General features: G+C 61.1%; 18 protein-coding genes. 9 read left to right on the forward strand and 9 right to left on the reverse strand.

The features are described from left to right. The first annotated feature begins 2 nt into the window (after window positions 1-2). Both ACRWA7_RS25615 and ACRWA7_RS25620 read left to right on the forward strand, forming a co-directional pair. The gene (locus ACRWA7_RS25615; protein ID WP_438393066.1) at window positions 3-590 is read left to right on the forward strand and encodes a ComEA family DNA-binding protein; all 588 of its coding nucleotides are present in this window, start codon (window positions 3-5) and stop codon (window positions 588-590) included. Window positions 591-818: 228 nt separating this feature from the next. Next, entirely contained in the window at window positions 819-1,274 is a 456-nt protein-coding gene (locus ACRWA7_RS25620; protein ID WP_060856359.1) for a YidB family protein, read from the forward strand. Between the two features lie 65 nt (window positions 1,275-1,339). Here the strand turns inward: ACRWA7_RS25620 and ACRWA7_RS25625 are convergent, their stop codons facing one another. The 3 genes from ACRWA7_RS25625 to ACRWA7_RS25635 all read right to left on the reverse strand — a co-directional run bounded on the left by ACRWA7_RS25625 (window position 1,340) and on the right by ACRWA7_RS25635 (window position 5,318). Then, complete coding sequence (locus ACRWA7_RS25625) at window positions 1,340-1,774, reverse strand: nuclear transport factor 2 family protein (protein WP_060856314.1); 435 nt, start codon at window positions 1,772-1,774, stop codon at window positions 1,340-1,342. 232 nt (window positions 1,775-2,006) lie between these two features. After that, window positions 2,007-4,604, reverse strand: a complete 2,598-nt coding sequence (clpB, locus tag ACRWA7_RS25630) for an ATP-dependent chaperone ClpB (protein WP_060856315.1) — start codon at window positions 4,602-4,604, stop codon at window positions 2,007-2,009. Window positions 4,605-4,814: 210 nt separating this feature from the next. Beyond that, window positions 4,815-5,318: an Rrf2 family transcriptional regulator gene (locus ACRWA7_RS25635; protein WP_438393068.1), complete on the reverse strand. Its 504-nt coding sequence runs from the start codon at window positions 5,316-5,318 to the stop codon at window positions 4,815-4,817. 394 nt (window positions 5,319-5,712) lie between these two features. On the opposite strand from ACRWA7_RS25635, the gene ACRWA7_RS25640 reads away from it, so the two are divergent. Further along, on the forward strand, window positions 5,713-6,273 hold the full coding sequence (locus ACRWA7_RS25640; RefSeq protein WP_060856317.1) for a group III truncated hemoglobin: 561 nt from the start codon (window positions 5,713-5,715) through the stop codon (window positions 6,271-6,273). Window positions 6,274-6,283: 10 nt separating this feature from the next. On the opposite strand, the gene moaE is transcribed toward ACRWA7_RS25640, so the two are convergent. Genes moaE through ACRWA7_RS25655 form a run of 3 tightly spaced genes read right to left on the reverse strand, consistent with a single transcriptional unit; the run spans window position 6,284 to window position 8,257 of the window. After that, entirely contained in the window at window positions 6,284-6,760 is a 477-nt protein-coding gene (gene moaE, locus ACRWA7_RS25645; RefSeq protein ID WP_060856318.1) for a molybdopterin synthase catalytic subunit MoaE, read from the reverse strand. A gap of 1 nt (window position 6,761) precedes the next feature. Beyond that, window positions 6,762-7,019 (reverse strand): molybdopterin converting factor subunit 1, encoded by a 258-nt coding sequence (gene moaD, locus ACRWA7_RS25650; protein WP_060856360.1) that lies wholly within the window; start codon window positions 7,017-7,019, stop codon window positions 6,762-6,764. 8 nt (window positions 7,020-7,027) lie between these two features. Continuing rightward, entirely contained in the window at window positions 7,028-8,257 is a 1,230-nt protein-coding gene (locus ACRWA7_RS25655; RefSeq protein ID WP_438396783.1) for a molybdopterin molybdotransferase MoeA, read from the reverse strand. Between the two features lie 249 nt (window positions 8,258-8,506). Between ACRWA7_RS25655 and ACRWA7_RS25660 the strand changes: the two genes are divergently transcribed. The 6 genes from ACRWA7_RS25660 to ACRWA7_RS25685 all read left to right on the forward strand — a co-directional run bounded on the left by ACRWA7_RS25660 (window position 8,507) and on the right by ACRWA7_RS25685 (window position 13,690). Continuing rightward, window positions 8,507-9,052 (forward strand): NUDIX hydrolase, encoded by a 546-nt coding sequence (locus tag ACRWA7_RS25660; RefSeq protein ID WP_438393072.1) that lies wholly within the window; start codon window positions 8,507-8,509, stop codon window positions 9,050-9,052. Between the two features lie 14 nt (window positions 9,053-9,066). Beyond that, window positions 9,067-9,810 carry a leucyl/phenylalanyl-tRNA--protein transferase gene (gene aat, locus ACRWA7_RS25665; protein WP_060856321.1) on the forward strand — a complete coding sequence of 248 codons (744 nt, stop codon included), beginning with the start codon at window positions 9,067-9,069 and terminating at the stop codon, window positions 9,808-9,810. Between the two features lie 151 nt (window positions 9,811-9,961). Next, window positions 9,962-10,825, forward strand: a complete 864-nt coding sequence (locus ACRWA7_RS25670; protein ID WP_438393074.1) for an arginyltransferase — start codon at window positions 9,962-9,964, stop codon at window positions 10,823-10,825. Between the two features lie 128 nt (window positions 10,826-10,953). Beyond that, window positions 10,954-11,994 carry a quinone-dependent dihydroorotate dehydrogenase gene (locus tag ACRWA7_RS25675; protein ID WP_438393076.1) on the forward strand — a complete coding sequence of 347 codons (1,041 nt, stop codon included), beginning with the start codon at window positions 10,954-10,956 and terminating at the stop codon, window positions 11,992-11,994. 128 nt (window positions 11,995-12,122) lie between these two features. After that, window positions 12,123-12,914: a cystine ABC transporter substrate-binding protein gene (locus ACRWA7_RS25680; protein WP_438393077.1), complete on the forward strand. Its 792-nt coding sequence runs from the start codon at window positions 12,123-12,125 to the stop codon at window positions 12,912-12,914. Between the two features lie 116 nt (window positions 12,915-13,030). Further along, window positions 13,031-13,690, forward strand: a complete 660-nt coding sequence (locus tag ACRWA7_RS25685) for an amino acid ABC transporter permease (protein WP_060856324.1) — start codon at window positions 13,031-13,033, stop codon at window positions 13,688-13,690. 28 nt (window positions 13,691-13,718) lie between these two features. Here the strand turns inward: ACRWA7_RS25685 and lepB are convergent, their stop codons facing one another. The 3 genes from lepB to ACRWA7_RS25700 all read right to left on the reverse strand — a co-directional run bounded on the left by lepB (window position 13,719) and on the right by ACRWA7_RS25700 (window position 16,488). After that, a complete protein-coding gene (gene lepB, locus ACRWA7_RS25690; protein ID WP_438393079.1) occupies window positions 13,719-14,396 on the reverse strand; it encodes a signal peptidase I in 678 nt (225 codons plus the stop codon). Window positions 14,397-14,485: 89 nt separating this feature from the next. Further along, entirely contained in the window at window positions 14,486-15,466 is a 981-nt protein-coding gene (locus ACRWA7_RS25695; protein ID WP_438393081.1) for a Gfo/Idh/MocA family protein, read from the reverse strand. 266 nt (window positions 15,467-15,732) lie between these two features. Then, window positions 15,733-16,488: a FadR/GntR family transcriptional regulator gene (locus ACRWA7_RS25700; RefSeq protein WP_060856327.1), complete on the reverse strand. Its 756-nt coding sequence runs from the start codon at window positions 16,486-16,488 to the stop codon at window positions 15,733-15,735. Window positions 16,489-16,705 lie beyond the last annotated feature (217 nt).

Consider the following 16,705-nt stretch of genomic DNA (forward strand, 5'->3'; position numbering starts at 1 on the left):
TCATGCTTAAAAAGCTGTTGATGCTGTTTCTGGTCTTCTCGTTGTCGATTGGTGCCGCATTCGCGGCCACTGACGTGAACACCGCGGATCAATCCTCGCTCGAAGCCATCAAAGGGCTGGGGCCGGTGAAATCGAAAGCGATCATCGACGAACGGACTGCGAACGGTCCGTTCAAGGACGCCGACGATCTCGCCAGTCGTGTGAAAGGGCTTGGCACGAAGTCCGTGACGCATCTGGAGGAAGCCGGTTTGACCATCGGCGGCTCATCCGCGCCGCCAACGGGCGCAAAGCCCGCCGGGAACAGAACGCCTGCCACGAGCACGAGCGCTGCGCCGGGTAAATCGACAGTGAAGTCGTCGGCTGCTGCAACGGCCGCCACTTCGCCCGCCGCGACGACCGCCACCACGCCCGCGGTCACGCCGGATGCGGCCTCGGCTCCGAAGGGCAGAAAATCGAAGAAAGCAAAAGCGGCGGACGCTGCAAGCGGCTCGGCCACCACCACTGCTGACGCGGCATCTGGCGCGAGCGGCGCCAAGGCGTCGAAGAAGTCAAAGAAGAAGAAAGCCGCGAGCGACGCGGCAGCAACCTGAGGACAGCGACGCATTGACGCGCGTTTGAGCCTTGACACAACGAGCGTGTCATTCGTGCAATGGCCACCGGCACAACGTTCGAAATCAAGCCTCGAAATCAGGCGCGCTCAGGTCGCCATGCAGCAGAACAACCGCCGTCCTGCGGGACGGCGCCTTCTTCGCCCGGCAAGCAACGGCAACACAACCGCCGGGCGATATCAACCCGTACTGCTTTTGAGAGAGACAGCCATGAGCCTACTCGATACCCTCGCCTCCTCGTTTGGCAAATCGTCACCGGAAGGTGGCGGCGCAGCACCGGCCGGTCTGGTCGCCATAGCAATGGAATTCATCAACAACCAGCCGGGTGGCCTGACCGGCCTGATCCAGCGCTTCCATGAAAACGGCGCGGGCGATGTTGTCTCGTCATGGATCGGTCATGGCGAAAACAAGCCGATCAGCTCCGACACCCTGACTAACGTGCTCGGCTCGGGCGCGGTCACGGACCTCGCGCAAAAAGCGGGCGTGTCGGGCGACCAGTTGAGCGGCATGCTGGCCGCAGTGCTGCCGCATCTCGTGGACAAGGCCACGCCCAACGGCGAAGTGCCGGCAGACGGCAAGCTCGATCTGACGAGCGTGCTGGGTTCGCTGGGTGGTCTGGGCGCACTGGGCGGATTGCTTGGCAAAGGCGAAGAACCGAAGGCCTGATCGGTCTGCTTGACGCTTGATGCAGGAAAAAGGGGCAACGGAGTGATCCGTTGCCCCTTTTCACATCAGTGCTTGTAGCCTTGGCGCGCGAGCAGCTTCCAGCTATTGCCGTACTTCTTCCACACCATCAGTTGATCGAGTTCGACGTCGGTCTGTTTGCCTCCGCTTTCCACCGTTGTCGAAAAATGATCCCGGACAATGGCGTTATCGCCGGCGAGTGTGGTGCTCGGCTGAGTCAGATCGATGCGCTTGTAGTGCGTCTGACCGCTCGTGATCGTCTCGATATAAACCTGCTGGTTCTGGACCGTGGCGTTCGAATGTCCATAACTCAATGTGGGCGTGGTCAGTGCCTTCAGTTCGGCGCCGTTGCCGGCGATCATTGCCGCGTGCAGACGCTGGACGGCCGAGTCCAGGGATGCCTGATCGCTGGTTTTGGCGTACACGTTCACCGAGCCGACACACGCAATAGCCGCCACCAACAACAATTTGATTTTTTTCATGTAGAAGTCAGGTTGGTTTATTGAACAGACGTCCTATAACTATCGCCTTAAATTAATTCGAAGGTGGCTTATTTTTACTCCCAATTTAGATATGACGTCAGATAACTCAGCCCAGATTATCACGATGTCCTAGTGTCGCTAAACGGGGTAAACCCAAAGCCCTTCCTGATCCGGACAAAAAAAACGCCCGATGAATATCACCGGGCGCTCTTATCAAACTACCAACAGCGTCTTAATGCACGACGCGATCAAACACCAGTTCGCCATCTCGCGTATCGACGGGAATCACGTCCTTCGGTCCGAACTTGCCGGCCAGGATCAGCTTCGCGACCGGGTTCTCGATCTGCTGCTGGATCGCGCGCTTCAACGGACGCGCACCGAACACCGGGTCGTAACCAACCTTGCCGATCAACTCGAGCGCGGAGTCGGACACATCGAGTTGCATCTCCAGCTTCGCGAGCCGCTCGTGCAGCCGCTGCAACTGAATCTTCGCGATCGACTGAATGTTGCTGCGGTCGAGCGAATGGAACACGACAACGTCGTCGATACGATTCAGGAACTCCGGCCTGAAATGCAGCTTGACCTCTTCCCACACCGCGTCCTTCACCGCTTCGTGCGGCTCGCCGACCATCGACTGGATCACGTGCGATCCAAGGTTCGATGTCATCACGATAACCGTGTTCTTGAAGTCCACGGTGCGCCCTTGCCCGTCGGTCATGCGGCCATCGTCGAGCACCTGCAGCAGCACATTGAACACATCCGGATGCGCCTTTTCGATTTCATCGAGCAGGATCACGCTGTACGGCTTGCGGCGCACGAGTTCGGTCAGATAACCGCCCTCTTCATAACCCACATACCCGGGCGGCGCACCAATCAAACGCGCGACGCTGTGCTTCTCCATGAATTCGCTCATGTCGATACGGATCAGGTGATCCTCCGAATCGAACAGGAACGCGGCGAGCGCCTTGCACAACTCGGTCTTGCCCACGCCCGTCGGCCCGAGGAACAGGAACGAACCATACGGCCGATTCGGGTCCGACAAACCCGCGCGCGAACGGCGGATTGCGTCGGCCACCGCGCCAATCGCTTCGTCCTGGCCAATCACGCGTTCATGCAGCTTGGCTTCGATCTGCAGGAGCTTGTCGCGCTCGCCCTGCATCATCCGCGACACAGGAATGCCCGTGGCGCGCGACACGACTTCCGCGATTTCCTCGGCGCCCACTTGCGTGCGCAACAGGCGCGGCCGTGTGGGATTGCTTTGCTCCGCGGTTTCAGCTTGCGTCACCTGCTTCAACTGCGCTTCGAGCCCCGGCAACTTGCCATACTGCAATTCGGCGACTTTTTCGAGCTTGCCTTCGCGCTGCAAACGCACGATATCGGCGCGCACTTTCTCGATCTCTTCCTTGAGCGTGGCGCTGCCCTGAACGGCGGCTTTTTCCGCCATCCAGATTTCCTCGAGATCGGAATACTCGCGATCCAGCCGCTCGATTTCCTCCTCGATCAATTGCAGGCGCTTCTGCGATGCATCGTCCTTCTCCTTCTTGACCGCTTCGCGTTCAATCTTCAACTGGATCAGGCGACGGTCGAGCCGGTCCATCTCTTCGGGCTTCGAATCGATTTCCATCTTGATGCGCGACGCCGCTTCATCGATCAGATCGATAGCCTTGTCGGGCAGGAAACGGTCCGTGATATAGCGATGCGACAGCTCCGCCGCCGCGACGATCGCCGGATCGGTGATCTCCACGCCGTGATGCAGTTCGTACTTTTCCTGCAGGCCGCGCAGGATCGCGATGGTCGCTTCCACCGACGGTTCATCGACAAGCACTTTCTGGAAACGCCGTTCGAGCGCCGCGTCCTTCTCGATGTACTTGCGGTATTCGTCCAGCGTGGTCGCGCCGATGCAATGCAGTTCGCCGCGCGAGAGCGCCGGCTTCAGCATGTTGCCCGCATCCATTGCGCCTTCGGCTTTACCGGCGCCGACCATCGTATGGATTTCATCGATAAAGACGATGGTCTGCCCTTCGTCCTTCGCGATGTCGCTCAGCACTGCCTTGAGGCGTTCTTCGAACTCTCCGCGATACTTCGCGCCCGCCAGCAGCGCGGCCATATCGAGCGAAAGCACGCGTTTGCTCTTGAGCGATTCCGGCACTTCGCCGTTCACGATCCGCTGCGCCAGACCTTCCACAATTGCGGTCTTGCCCACGCCCGGTTCGCCGATCAGCACCGGATTGTTCTTCGTCCGGCGCTGCAAAATCTGGATGGAGCGGCGAATTTCATCGTCGCGCCCGATCACCGGATCGAGCTTCCCGGCGCGCGCGCGCTCGGTCAGGTCGACCGTGTATTTCTTCAACGCGCCGCGCTGGCTTTCCGCGTCCTGGCTATGCACCTGGCCGCCGCCGCGCACGGTATTGATCGCGGCTTCGAGCGCCTTGCGCGTCAAACCATGCTGCTTCGCGATGCGGCCGGCTTCTCCTTTGTCGTCGGCCACGGCGAGCAGGAACATCTCGCTCGCAATGAACGTGTCGTTCAGCTTCTGCGCTTCCTTGTCGGCGCTGTTCAGCAAGCCGGCGAGATCCCGGCTGACCTGGACGTTGCCGTCCGTGCCCTGAACTTGCGGCAAACGCGTCATTGCGTCTTTCAACGCGGTTTCCAGCGCCTGAACCTGCACGCCCGCTTGCGAGAGCAGCGAGCGCGCGGAGCCGTCCTGCTGTGCAATCAGCGCAGCAAGCAGATGAACCGGTTCGATATATTGATTGTCATTGCCGACCGCGAGACTTTGCGCGTCGGCGAGTGCTTCTTGAAACTTGGTAGTGAGCTTGTCGATTCTCATATTGAGACCTCCAAATCGGGATGTATTCAAAATGAGGCGCGATCGGGCACTTTCAAGCGCTTCGATGCCCGGAAACGGCAATTTTTTGCGTAAATCGTCAAAACGGGCGGGGACGGTGCGGTCAGGCCTCGCGGCTTGAAACCGGAGTGCCGGATACGCGACGGCGCGCGGTCAGTGAACGAGCGCGCCGGCCGATATGGAGCCGCCAGCTTAACTTCGGCCAGCGATCTGCCCGGAAATGCCTGCATCCGTTTTTAGGGAAGGCGCGAACCGCACGATACCGAGCAGGCCCGCCAGTTCGTCGGCTGGCGATGCCAGATCACCGATGGTATGCCTGTCGAGTTCCGCGAGGAAAGCATCCCGCGCCGCCGCGAATACGCCCTTCAACTGGCAATGAGACTGAATCACGCAATGGCGGCGGGACTCGTTTGCACCGGCAAAGCAACCGACGATGTCAAAGTCGCTCTCCGTCTTACGCACCACCTCGCCGATGGTCAAAAACGGCGTGCGGGCGTCCAGTCTCAAACCGCCGTTGCGGCCGCGAACGGTTTCCACCCAGCCAAGTTCGCCAAGCCGCTGCACTACTTTCATCAAGTGATTCTTCGAAATGCCGTATGCCTCCGAAATCTCCTGGATCGTCGAGAGACCTTCCGGCCGAACGGCGAGATAAAGCATGACGCGCAACGAATAGTCGGTGTAATCGGTTAGTCGCATGAGGGTAATCGCGTAAATGGTCGCGTTATTCAGCCGCGTTCCCCGGGACGCGCGTGCAGCCGGCTCGCCAAACAGCGCCCCGGATTCAAGCCGCTATTGATATGGCGCGTGCGTGAACCCGGACTCAGCATGCTCGGTCATCGATGCGGCAAGCGGTCGCTTCCGGCTAAACAGGTTTCGAGCTTGACGTCGATTATCATGAAAGCCGGCTCTGCAAAAACCGCGAAATTGCATTTTGCTAACGGCGCTATTCTGCGACAGATTTCAGGTTTATTCATCCTTCCCGAAATTGCTTATGGAATGTGCCGCGAAATTAAAAGGGCCGGTTCAACATGCTGAATATGTTTGCTGCTGAATTCCCGGCGCTGCGCCGCGTTTAAATCACCGCCTCCACATGTCGAAAGATCTCGCTGTCCAATCCTCATCACCTGCGCCCGCTTCACAGCCTAGCGAAGCGAATATCCGCGAACTCGTTGACGCTTTCTACAAGCGTGTGGACGATGACCCTTTGCTCGGCCCGATATTTTCAAGCGAACTGAGTGGCCGATGGGATGCTCACTTGGCGAAGATGACGACTTTCTGGTCGAGCCTGGTTCTGGGAACGAAGGACTATCGCGGCAATGTGCAGGAAGCGCATCGGCCGCTTGGCAATATCGAGCCGCAGCACTTTGCCCGCTGGCTCTCGCTTTTTCTCGATACCGTCCAAAACCGTTACGAACCTGCCGCAGCCGTGCAGTTCATGGAACCGGCGCTGCGTATTGCGCAAAGCCTGCAATTGAGTAAGTTCGGCTGGGACTACCGCATTCCTGACACGCAGCTTGCGTTGCTGGCGTCGCTCAAACGCTTGCGAAGAGGCGAGCCCGCCGGGCATGAAACAGAAGCCGATCTACCCGATCGGAGCAGCGGCGCGCCATTCCCTGTGAATGTGACGGGCGTCGAGAACAACGGGTCCTGAGCGTCGGAGCTTAGTTCGCGCCTTTGGGTCCGCCGGCACGCCACCGGGCAAGCGCGGTATCGTCCGACTCGCGTGCATCGACCCATTTCTCGCCGTGTTCCGTTTTCTCTTTTTTCCAGAACGGCGCCTGGGTCTTCAAATAATCCATCACGAAAGCGCAGGATTCGAACGCTTCGGCCCGATGCACCGCGGTCGTCGCGACCAGCACGATCTGATCGAGCGGCAACAGCTTTCCCACCCGATGCACAATCAGCACGTCAGAACCCGTCCAGCGTTCCCGCGCCTGCGCTGCAATCTTCTCCAGCGCCTTTTCGGTCATGCCGGGATAGTGCTCCAGCTCCATTGCCCGGACGCTCTGGCCTTCGTTTAGGTCGCGAACCGTTCCCACAAAGCAGGCGACCGCGCCGACCTTGGGGTTATCGGCACGCAGCGCGGCAACTTCGGCGCTGATATCGAAATCGGCTTCCTGCACGCGGATTCGGGTCATCTCAACCGCCCGTCACAGGTGGGAAAAACGCAACCTCGCAGCCTTCCGTGATGCGCCGCGACGGGTCCGTCATCTCGTGATTGCACGCCATTCGCAGCGTGCGGCCTTCGGCGAGCGTTTCGGCCCAAACACCGCCGCGCGCGCGCAGCCAGGCGCGGACATCGCCCACGCTTGCAATCCCGTCCGGCACTTCGACACTTTCGTTTGCCACACCGAGCGCTTCGCGCACGCTCGCAAAAAACCGCAATTCGACTTTCATGATCACCTTCAACGCATCAATTCTGAAAACGGGATAAAACGCACGATTTCGCCTGTCTGGATGGCGTGATCGGGCGGGTTATCGATGAGGCCATCGCCCCATACCGTCGATGTCAGCACCGCCGAGCTCTGGTTGCCGAACACGTCCAGGCCGCCCGCATCGTTCACGCGGGCGCGCAGGAATTCGTTGCGCCGGTCGCCCTTTTTCTGCGTGAAATCCGCGCGCATGGAATACACGCGCGGCTTTACCGTTTCCACGCCCGCCAGACGCAGGATGAAGGGCCGCACGAACAGCAGGAACGTGCAGAAACTCGAGACCGGATTGCCCGGCAAGCCGATAAAAAACGCTTCTTCCCCAAGCCGCGAAGCCTCGCGCCGAACCGCGCCGAACGCCAGCGGCTTGCCGGGTTTCATCGCGATTTGCCACATGGAGATTCGCCCTTCGGCTTCCACGGCGGGTTTGACATGATCCTCCTCTCCCACCGATACCCCGCCGCACGTGAGGATCAGGTCATGGTCACGCGCCGCGCGCCGCAGCGTTTCACGTGTCGCGTGCAGCCGGTCCGGCACGATACCCAGGTCCGTCACGTCGCAATCCAGTCTGGCGAGCAGCGCGCGCAGCGTAAAACGGTTCGAATTGTAGATTGCGCCCGGCCGCAACGGTTCGCCGGGCATGGTGAGTTCGTCGCCGGTAAAAAACACGGCCACGCGCACGCGGCGCACGACTTCGAGCGTGGCGCATCCCACCGACGCCGCCAGCCCCAGCGCCTGCGGCGTCAGCCGGGTGGCGGCGGACAGGATGACGGAGTTGCGGCGAATATCGGCGCCCTGCTGCGTGATCCACTCGCCTTCTGCCGGAGCCTGGGAAAAGCGCGCGCGGGAATCGTCGAGACGAACCATTTCCTGCATCACGATGGTGTCCGCGCCCGGCGGCACGGTCGCGCCGGTAAAGATCCGCGCGGCCGTGCCGGCGGCGAGCGGCTCGGCCGCCGCGCCGGCCGGCACCCGCTGCGACACCGGCAGCGTGACGCCGTTTGCATCGGACGCCTGGGCAAGATCGGCGGCCCGGACCGCATAGCCGTCCATGGCGCTGGTGCGCATGGGCGGCACGTCCAGCGGCGACACCACATCGGCGGCGAGTACGCGCCCGAGCGCGTTGGCGGTATCGACGGTTTCCGCGCCATCCACCCGGCGCGCGGCTGCGAGCAAGGTGGCGAGCGCATCGGCGGTGGACAACATTGGCGGGCGTGAAGCAGCGGGCATGATGGACATCGGCGGGAATGTTTGGTGAACCGTGAAATGGGCGGAGCAGGAAAACGGCGCGTCCGAAGCACTTATTGTAGCGAGGCAACAGCCAAACGCGCTGATTCGCTCCCGCCCGATCCGCAGGCTCCCAGACCATTCGGCAGGTATCGGCGCCCTTCCCAGCCATGCCGCGCGCCCCGGCCTCGGTGATACACTCGCACGACACTTTCAGACTTTTCCCCTATGAAATTCTGCTCCGTCTGCGGTCATGAAGTCAGCCTGCTTATTCCGCCCGGCGACAACCGCGAACGTTTCGTCTGCGGCAACTGCGGCACGGTGCATTATCAGAATCCGCGCAACGTGGTCGGAACCGTGCCCGTGTGGGACGACAAGGTCTTGCTGTGCCGTCGCGCGATCGAACCGCGCTACGGCTACTGGACGCTGCCAGCGGGTTTCATGGAGATGAACGAGACGACCAGCGAAGGCGCTTCGCGCGAGACGCTGGAAGAAGCCGGCGCGCGCGTGGAGATCCAGAGCCTTTTCACGTTGCTCAATGTGCCGCACGTTCATCAGGTGCATCTGTTTTACCTGGCGCGCCTGCTGGACCTGGACATCGATGCAGGCGAGGAAAGCCTGGAAGTGAAACTCTTCGATGAAAGCGAGATCCCCTGGGACGAGATCGCATTCCCGACCGTTGGCCAGACGCTGCGCTTCTTTTTCGCCGATCGCGCCGCCGGCACCTATTCCCTGCACACCGGCGACATCTTCCGCTCATTGCGCGAAGGCTGAGCGGCGAGCGCATCATGGTTCCATGGCTCGCTTCCGACGATCCGTTTCCTCCCGTCGAGCGCGCGCTCGGCGAGGCGAGCGGCGCGCCGGGTTTGCTCGCGGCGAGCGCGGAGCTGCAAGGCGCGCGGCTGGTTGACGCCTATCAGCACGGGATCTTCCCCTGGTATTCCGATGGCCAGCCAGTGCTCTGGTGGAGCCCGGACCCGCGCATGGTCCTGGTTCCAGACGAATTCAAGGTCTCCGATTCGCTGCGCAAGACGCTGCGGCGCGTGTTGAGAGACGCAGCGTGGGAGATCCGCGTGGACCATGATTTCGCGGGCGTGATGCGCGCGTGCGCGCAGACGCCGCGCGAAGGCCAGCGCGGCACGTGGATCACGGCGGATATCGTGGAGGCGTATTCGTCGCTGCATCGCGAAGGGCGGGCGCACAGCATTGAAACCTGGTTCGAAGGCAAACGTGTCGGCGGTCTTTACGGCGTGTCGTTCGGACGGATGTTTTTCGGCGAATCGATGTTCGCGCATAGAACCGACGCCTCGAAAATCGCGCTCGCGGGACTCGTCGGACACTTGCGCCACCATAAAATAGAGATGATAGACTGCCAGCAGAATACGTCGCATCTGGCGTCGCTGGGCGGGCGCGAGATCACGCGGAAAGCTTTTTTGAGACATTTGCGCGATGCCGTGTTCGAGCCGCCGATACCCTGGCAGTTCGATAAATCGGCGCTGCTCGCAACGCTCGGCGCGCAAGTGTCGTTGTGAATGCGGGTTCGCGCGGAAAGCTGAAACCGCATTGAGATCAGCGGCGCCGATCGAAGATCATTGAGTAATTTGCATTGTGTGCCTTGCTTAACAGCAACGTTTAACCGGCAACACAGCGAGACGACAGAAGCCTAGAACGAGAGCTGCCAACGTGACTCACCCCAATGAGCTGCCGCTTTCACCGCTTTCGGCGTTGCAATTCTATGCAACGGCGCCGTATCCCTGCAGCTACCTCGACGGGCGCATTGCGCGCTCCCAGGTCGCGACGCCAAGCCATTTGATCAACTCTGACGTTTATACCGAACTCGTCAAGGCGGGTTTCCGGCGCTCCGGCGTGTTCACCTATCGGCCCTATTGCGACGGCTGCCGCGCGTGCGTGCCGGTGCGGCTGCCCATTGACGGATTCAAGCCGAACCGTACTCAGCGGCGCGTCTGGAAACTGCATGGCGGGCTCGTCGCGAGCGTCGCGCCCCTGCACTACGACGAAGAGCATTACACACTCTACATGCGCTACCAGTCCGCACGGCACGCGGGCGGCGGCATGGACCGCGACAGCCGCGACCAGTACGAACAGTTCCTCCTGCAAAGCCGGATCAACTCGCGGCTCGTGGAATTTCGCGAGCCGGTGACGGCTATGGAGGGCATGGAAAGCGGCGACGGCAAGCCCAACAGCGATCCCCCTGAAAAGGGCGTCCTGCGCATGATCAGCATGATCGACATCCTTGGGGACGGTCTGTCCTCGGTCTATACATTCTTCGACCCGGACCTGCCGCATACCAGCTTCGGCACCTACAACATCCTGTGGCAAATCGAGCAGGCGCGCAGCCTCGACCTGCCGTACGTGTATCTTGGCTACTGGATCCGCGAAAGCGAAAAAATGGCGTACAAGGCCAACTTCCGGCCGCTCGAAGGATTGATCGATGGCCGCTGGGGGCTGCTCGATCCCCTCACGATGCACTCCGCCGGAACACCGCCTATGCCCGGCAAGATGGCTGCGGACAAGCCGCGTCGTTGATGAAGGATCGTCCTGCGGAACACGGCGCTTTGCTCCCCATTTTCACCATTCCTAAACAGCTTTTCAGCCGCCGCCGGTAAAGCCGTTAAAATGGCGCGTCTCAATTTTCGCCGTTCCGGCCTCTTCTCGTGTTCAGTTCCCTCTACCCGCTTGCCCGCGCGCAACTTTTTCGCATGGATGCGGAAGATGCCCATCACCTGACGCTGCGCATGCTGGGCGCCGCTGGCCGCACCGGGCTTGCCGGCATGCTCGCCGAGCGCGCCCCCGATTCCCCGCGCACGGTCATGGGCCTGAACTTTCGCAATCCCGTCGGGCTGGCGGCCGGGCTGGACAAGGAAGGCGCGTGTATTGACGGGTTGGCGTCGCTCGGGTTTGGATTTATCGAAGTGGGAACGGTCACGCCGCGCGCGCAGCCCGGCAATCCGCGTCCGCGCATGTTCCGGCTGCCCGAGGCACAGGCGCTCATCAACCGGCTCGGTTTCAATAACCGCGGCGTCGACCAGTTCGTGGAGAACGTGCAGGCCGCGCGGTATCGCGGGATTCTGGGACTGAATATCGGGAAAAATGCGGATACGCCGATTGAGCGCGCCGCGGAGGATTATTTGTATTGCCTCGAGCGCGTGTATCCGTTCGCGAGCTACGTGACCATCAACATCTCGTCGCCCAATACGAAGAACCTGCGCCAGTTGCAAGGCGCGGGCGAACTCGACGCGCTGCTCGGCGCATTGAAAGACAAGCAGCAACGCCTGTCCGACATGCACGGCAAGCTCGTGCCGCTCGCGCTCAAGATCGCCCCCGATCTCGACGACGAACAGATCGAGGAGATCGCCGCCACCTTGCTGCGCCACAAAATAGACGGCGTGATTGCGACCAACACCACGTTGTCGCGCACGGCTGTGGCCGGCATGAAACACAGCGACGAAGCAGGCGGATTGTCCGGCAAGCCGGTGTTCGAGGCATCGAATGCGGTGATTCGAAAGTTGCGCGCGGAGCTTGGCGACGCGGTGCCGATCATTGGCGTGGGCGGCATCATGTCCGGCGACGATGCGCGCGAAAAGCTCGCGGCGGGCGCGTCGCTGGTACAGATCTATACGGGCTTGATTTATCGCGGACCGGCGCTCGTGACCGAGTGCGTCGAAGCGCTGGCGAGTCACGGCGCAGTTGTCTGAGGCGCGTTGCATCACTACCTGACCTCATACCCACATGAGGAATCGATATGAAGCCGCGGCTGCGATTTCGCTATCATCGCCGCACTTCGGATTTACCCAACACAGATTCAGACAAAGGCAAACAACACATGAAACTGACCCTCTTCAAGAAAGTACTCGTGGCAGGATTGATCGGCGCATCGCTCTCGGCTGTTGCTCATGCCGAAGACCTGCTGGATTCCGTCAAGCAGCGCGGTACGTTGCGCATTGGGCTGGAAGGCACCTTTCCGCCGTTCAACTCGAAAACGCCGCAAGGTGAACTGGTCGGTTTCGACGTGGATATTGCCAAGGCCGTTGCCGCGAAGCTCGGCGTGAAGCCCGAATTTGTCACGACCGAATGGAGCGGGATCATTGCCGGCCTGCAGGCAGGCAAGTTCGACGTGATCGTGAATCAGGTCGGCATCACCGACGCGCGCAAGCAGACGCTCGATTTCTCGCCGGCCTACACGTATTCGAATGCGCAACTGATCCAGCGCAAGGACGACACGCGTGAGTTCAAGACGCTCGATGACCTGAAGGGCAAGAAGCTCGGCGTGGGTCTGGGCACCAACTACATGGACATGGCGAAGGCGGTTCCGGGTATCGATGTAAAGACGTATCCGGGCGCGCCGGAATACTTGCGCGATCTGGCGTCGAACCGGCTGGACGCCGCGTTGAACGACCGATTGATGCTCGCGTACCTGATGAAAAATTCGCAGTTGCCGCTGCGTACCGGCGCGAATGTGGGTCCGGGCAATCCGTCGGGCATTCCGTTCAAGAAGGGCAATCCGAAGTTCCAGAAAGCCATTGACGACGCGATGACCCAGCTCGAAGCCGATGGCACCTTCACGAAGATCTCGGACAAGTGGTTCGGTATCGACGTGACGAAGCCCGCCAAGTAAGCCTGTCAAGCAGCAACCGTTTCTTTTACGCCTTCGGCATCGGGGCGGCGTCTTCCTGATGCCGCCCTTGGCTTTTGATGCCTGCCCGACTGTCACGAAGCCAACTTCATTTCCTCATGTCCACGACATCTCTCCTCGTTCAATCGATACCGGCTCTTGCGCAAGGCGCCGTGCTGACGATCAAGTTCGCGGTCTACTCGATGTTTTTTGGCCTGATCGCGGCCATCGTGCTCGCGGTCATGGGCATCAGCCGCAGCAAGACGCTGGTGGGTATCGGGCGCGCCTACGTGAGCGTGATGCGCGGGACACCGCTACTGGTGCAGATCTTCGTGATTTACTACGGGCTGCCGAGCATCGGGATTTCACTCGATCCAACGCCGGCCGGGGTCATCGCGTTGTCGGCGAATGCGGCGGCTTATTTGTCGGAAAGCATGCGCGGGGCGATTCTCGGGATCCAGAGCGGGCAGTGGCTCGCGGCTTACAGCCTTGGACTTTCAAGGACGCAGACGCTGCGCTATGTGATCGGGCCGCAGGCGCTGCGCATTGCCGTGCCGAGTCTTTCAAACAGCCTCATTAGCTTGATCAAGGATACGTCGCTGGTGTCCGTGATTACGGTGACGGAATTGCTGCGCAGCGCTCAGGAAGTGATCGCCGCCACGTATCAGCCTTTGCCGTTGTATCTGGCAGCCGCCGTGGTTTATTGGGTGCTTTGCAGCGTGCTGGAATTCGTGCAGCGGCGGTTCGAGCGACGGTTGGCTTTGCCGGGAAGGCATTAGCATCACGGCGCTGGGGAACGCCTGACGCCTATCCGTCCAGCCGCGCCCCGAATCTTCCCAGGCGGGGAAAGTAGTGGCGCTCGGGATCCAGCGAATACGCCACCCTTCGTGCCCGCCCCATCAACTCATCGCGCGGGAAAAAACCAAAATACCGCGAATCCGCGCTGTCGTCGCGGTTGTCTCCCAGCATCAGATATTGTCCCTTCGGCACCGTGACCGGTCCGAACGAGCGTCGCGGACTCGGCGCCAATACCGATAACCTCACGACATGCGAAACGCGTCCCAGTTTTTCATCGAGATACTCGCCCGGTGACGATGCGTCGCCCGCCACGCCCGTGATGTCGGCCGGCTGATACGCGGCCCGCCTGCCATCGATATAAAGCACGTTGTCACGCATTGCGACCACGTCGCCGGGAAGGCCGATCAGTCTTTTTACGATCAGCTCGTGCGCCGCCGACGAATCCACCGTCACGATATCCCCGCGCTGCGGATCGTTAAGATGCAGGATCGCGATGTGCGTGAACGGCACGCGCAAATCGTAAGCCATCTTGTCGACGAAAATCCGGTCGCCTTCGCGAATGGTCGGCAACATGGAACCGCTCGGAACCACGTTCCAGTCCGCAATCGCACTTCGAAACAGGGCCATCAGGACCAGAAACGCCACCAGCTTGCGATTGTCGCGCCAGAGTCGGGATAAGAATCGCATGGTAGGAATGCCCGGCAGGTGAAGACGTCGCAGGGTATCGTGCAAACCTGAAACGACGCTTAAACAGGGTCGTACGTCGAGCCGGTCCGTCACTCGGTTTCGAACGGGAAACGCACGCCAAGATCGCGGCGGGCGGCGTCGGTGATGGAGATCATCTGCATCGATACCGCATGCCGCATGACGGGACTTTCAGTCGCCCCGCTTCGCAGCAGTTCGCAGAAATGCGCGGTCTCGTAGTTGAGGCCGCCGCCTTCGAACGGTTCATCGAGCTCGACCGTGCGGCCATCGAGATAACGAATGGTCGCGCGCGCCGGGTTCCACCAGTTCTCGTGAATCGTCACGGTGCCGCCCGTAGCTGCGAGCAACGCGTCGCCCTTGCCCTGAAGATCCATGCCGCAAAACAGTTGCGCCACGCCGCGTTCGTGCCGGACATTCAGGCTCGCGAAACTATCTACGCCGCTTTGCCCGAGCCGCCCGAACGTCTGCACTTCAAGCGGTTCGCCGAGCCAGTCGACCGCAAGGAACGCCTCATAGATACCGATGTCGAGTAACGCGCCGCCGCCCATTTCCATGGAGTAGGAAGGATGGTCGAGCGGAACATTCGCGATGGAACACCCGGCTCGAACCAGCCCGATCTGACCGACCGGGTCCGCTGCAAGATGCTCGCGCAACCGGGTATAGAGCGGATAGAACGGCGGTTTCATGGCTTCCATGAAGAGGATTTTCGAGGCCCGCGCGGCATCGATCACCTGTTGCAACGCACGCGCGTTGACGGCCGCGGGTTTCTCGCAAAGCACGGCACGGCCCGCCTTGAAAGCACGCAGCGCGTACTCGGGATGGCTGTTCTGCATGGTCGCGACATAGAGCGCGTCGATGTTGCCGAGCATCGCGTCGAAGCTCTCGAAAGCCGTTGTCTGGAACTTGTCGGCGAAAGCGCGCGTGGGTTCGGGCCGGCGCGACCAGACGCCTGCGAGTTGCGTTCCCGGTACAAAGGCCAACCCCTCGGCGAACCGGTGCGCAATCCGTCCGGCGCCGACAATACCCCAACGAATCGTGCTTTCTTCATTCATCTGTTGCGCTCCTGAATTGATGGTCGTGACTCGGTCACCGCTCATTGTCCACTAAGGGCGCGATTGTCGGGAAGCAGGAAGCGGGAGGAAGCGGAAGATGACGCGAAGAAAGGGAGTGTAACGTTTGCGTAGGGAAGAACCCTGAATCCGGCGCCAGAAGCGCCCGGCCACGAATGACGTGACCAGAATCCGGGCAGCCCTCGCTTGAAATCCGCCGGGACCGTCCCGGTGTCAAGCGTGGAGCCGTGTTACGGCAGCCTGCGGAATCAAGCGCCCGCTGACTGCGATTCGCCGACAGGCGGAGAAGAATCATCCTCGCGCCGTTCAAGCGAAAATGCACGCCCGACTTCCTCGGCCGTGACATCGATCAGCCGGCTCATCGCGCGTTCGGCCGCAGCGGCGTCGCGTGCACCGATCGCTTCCACGACCTCACGCTGCGCGCCGAGCGTCGCTTCACGCATTGTCGCAATGCCTTCCACGATCGGATACACCGTCACCAGCGCACCGCGCACGATAGCGGTCATCTGCTGGAAGAACTGATTGCCGCTCGCCGCGACAATGCGCGTGTGAAGCGCGACATCGGCGGCCTGGAACTCGGGCTCGCCTGTTTCGAGCGACGACAGGGCGTCGAACGCCTCCCGAATCCCGGCAATCTCGTCAGGCGTTGCACGCGCCGCCGCCAGGGCAGCCGCACGCGGCTCGATCAACATGCGGAACTCGATCACGTCGCGCAGGAACGCCTGATCGGGCGTGGCCCGGAAGCGCCAGCTCACGACGTCTTCATCGATCAGCCGCCAGTCGCTCATCGGCCGGATGCGCGTGCCCGTCTTGGGCCGCACGTCCAGCATGTGACGCGCGAGAAGCATGGAGAGCGCCTCTCGCATCACGGTCCGACTGACGTCGAACTCCTTCGACAGAACGTCCTGCGGCGGCAGGATCGCGCCATACTTTTGCTCGACGATGCCCGATACGAGCCCGTCCATCACCTTGGCTACCAGTGATCGCTCTTTATTTTCGTCCATCACCCCTCTCCCCTTGCGCCCTGCATTGTGTCCCTGCGTATCCGGCAAGCTTCCCCAAGCTCCCGGAACCGCACGCCTGAGCCGTGCCAATGAACCGGCAATGCCACACCGTGCTCGATAAATTGCGTGTTCAATACCGCGAACGCCAGTCGGAAAGTCCCTTTGAAGGGTTATCCCTGCCGGCGCCGCAGCGCTGCTTCGGCAACCGCTGTAGTAA

The sequence above is a fragment of the Caballeronia sp. DA-9 genome (assembly GCF_051615025.1).
Lineage (GTDB): Bacteria > Pseudomonadota > Gammaproteobacteria > Burkholderiales > Burkholderiaceae > Caballeronia > Caballeronia sordidicola.

Bases quoted from the DNA above. Each gene is read 5' to 3' on its own strand.
- ACRWA7_RS25685 (WP_060856324.1), top strand. From the start codon at position 13,031: ATGTCCACGACATCTCTCCTCGTTCAATCGATACCGGCTCTTGCGCAA.
- aat (WP_060856321.1), top strand. From the start codon at position 9,067: ATGGTTCCATGGCTCGCTTCCGACGATCCGTTTCCTCCCGTCGAGCGC.
- ACRWA7_RS25620 (WP_060856359.1), top strand. From the start codon at position 819: ATGAGCCTACTCGATACCCTCGCCTCCTCGTTTGGCAAATCGTCACCG.
- clpB (WP_060856315.1), bottom strand. From the start codon at position 4,604: ATGAGAATCGACAAGCTCACTACCAAGTTTCAAGAAGCACTCGCCGAC.
- ACRWA7_RS25640 (WP_060856317.1), top strand. From the start codon at position 5,713: ATGTCGAAAGATCTCGCTGTCCAATCCTCATCACCTGCGCCCGCTTCA.
- lepB (WP_438393079.1), bottom strand. From the start codon at position 14,396: ATGCGATTCTTATCCCGACTCTGGCGCGACAATCGCAAGCTGGTGGCG.
- ACRWA7_RS25635 (WP_438393068.1), bottom strand. From the start codon at position 5,318: ATGCGACTAACCGATTACACCGACTATTCGTTGCGCGTCATGCTTTAT.
- ACRWA7_RS25695 (WP_438393081.1), bottom strand. From the start codon at position 15,466: ATGAATGAAGAAAGCACGATTCGTTGGGGTATTGTCGGCGCCGGACGG.
- ACRWA7_RS25660 (WP_438393072.1), top strand. From the start codon at position 8,507: ATGAAATTCTGCTCCGTCTGCGGTCATGAAGTCAGCCTGCTTATTCCG.
- moaE (WP_060856318.1), bottom strand. From the start codon at position 6,760: ATGACCCGAATCCGCGTGCAGGAAGCCGATTTCGATATCAGCGCCGAA.
- ACRWA7_RS25680 (WP_438393077.1), top strand. From the start codon at position 12,123: ATGAAACTGACCCTCTTCAAGAAAGTACTCGTGGCAGGATTGATCGGC.
- ACRWA7_RS25615 (WP_438393066.1), top strand. From the start codon at position 3: ATGCTTAAAAAGCTGTTGATGCTGTTTCTGGTCTTCTCGTTGTCGATT.
- moaD (WP_060856360.1), bottom strand. From the start codon at position 7,019: ATGAAAGTCGAATTGCGGTTTTTTGCGAGCGTGCGCGAAGCGCTCGGT.
- ACRWA7_RS25625 (WP_060856314.1), bottom strand. From the start codon at position 1,774: ATGAAAAAAATCAAATTGTTGTTGGTGGCGGCTATTGCGTGTGTCGGC.
- ACRWA7_RS25655 (WP_438396783.1), bottom strand. From the start codon at position 8,257: ATGTTGTCCACCGCCGATGCGCTCGCCACCTTGCTCGCAGCCGCGCGC.
- ACRWA7_RS25700 (WP_060856327.1), bottom strand. From the start codon at position 16,488: ATGGACGAAAATAAAGAGCGATCACTGGTAGCCAAGGTGATGGACGGG.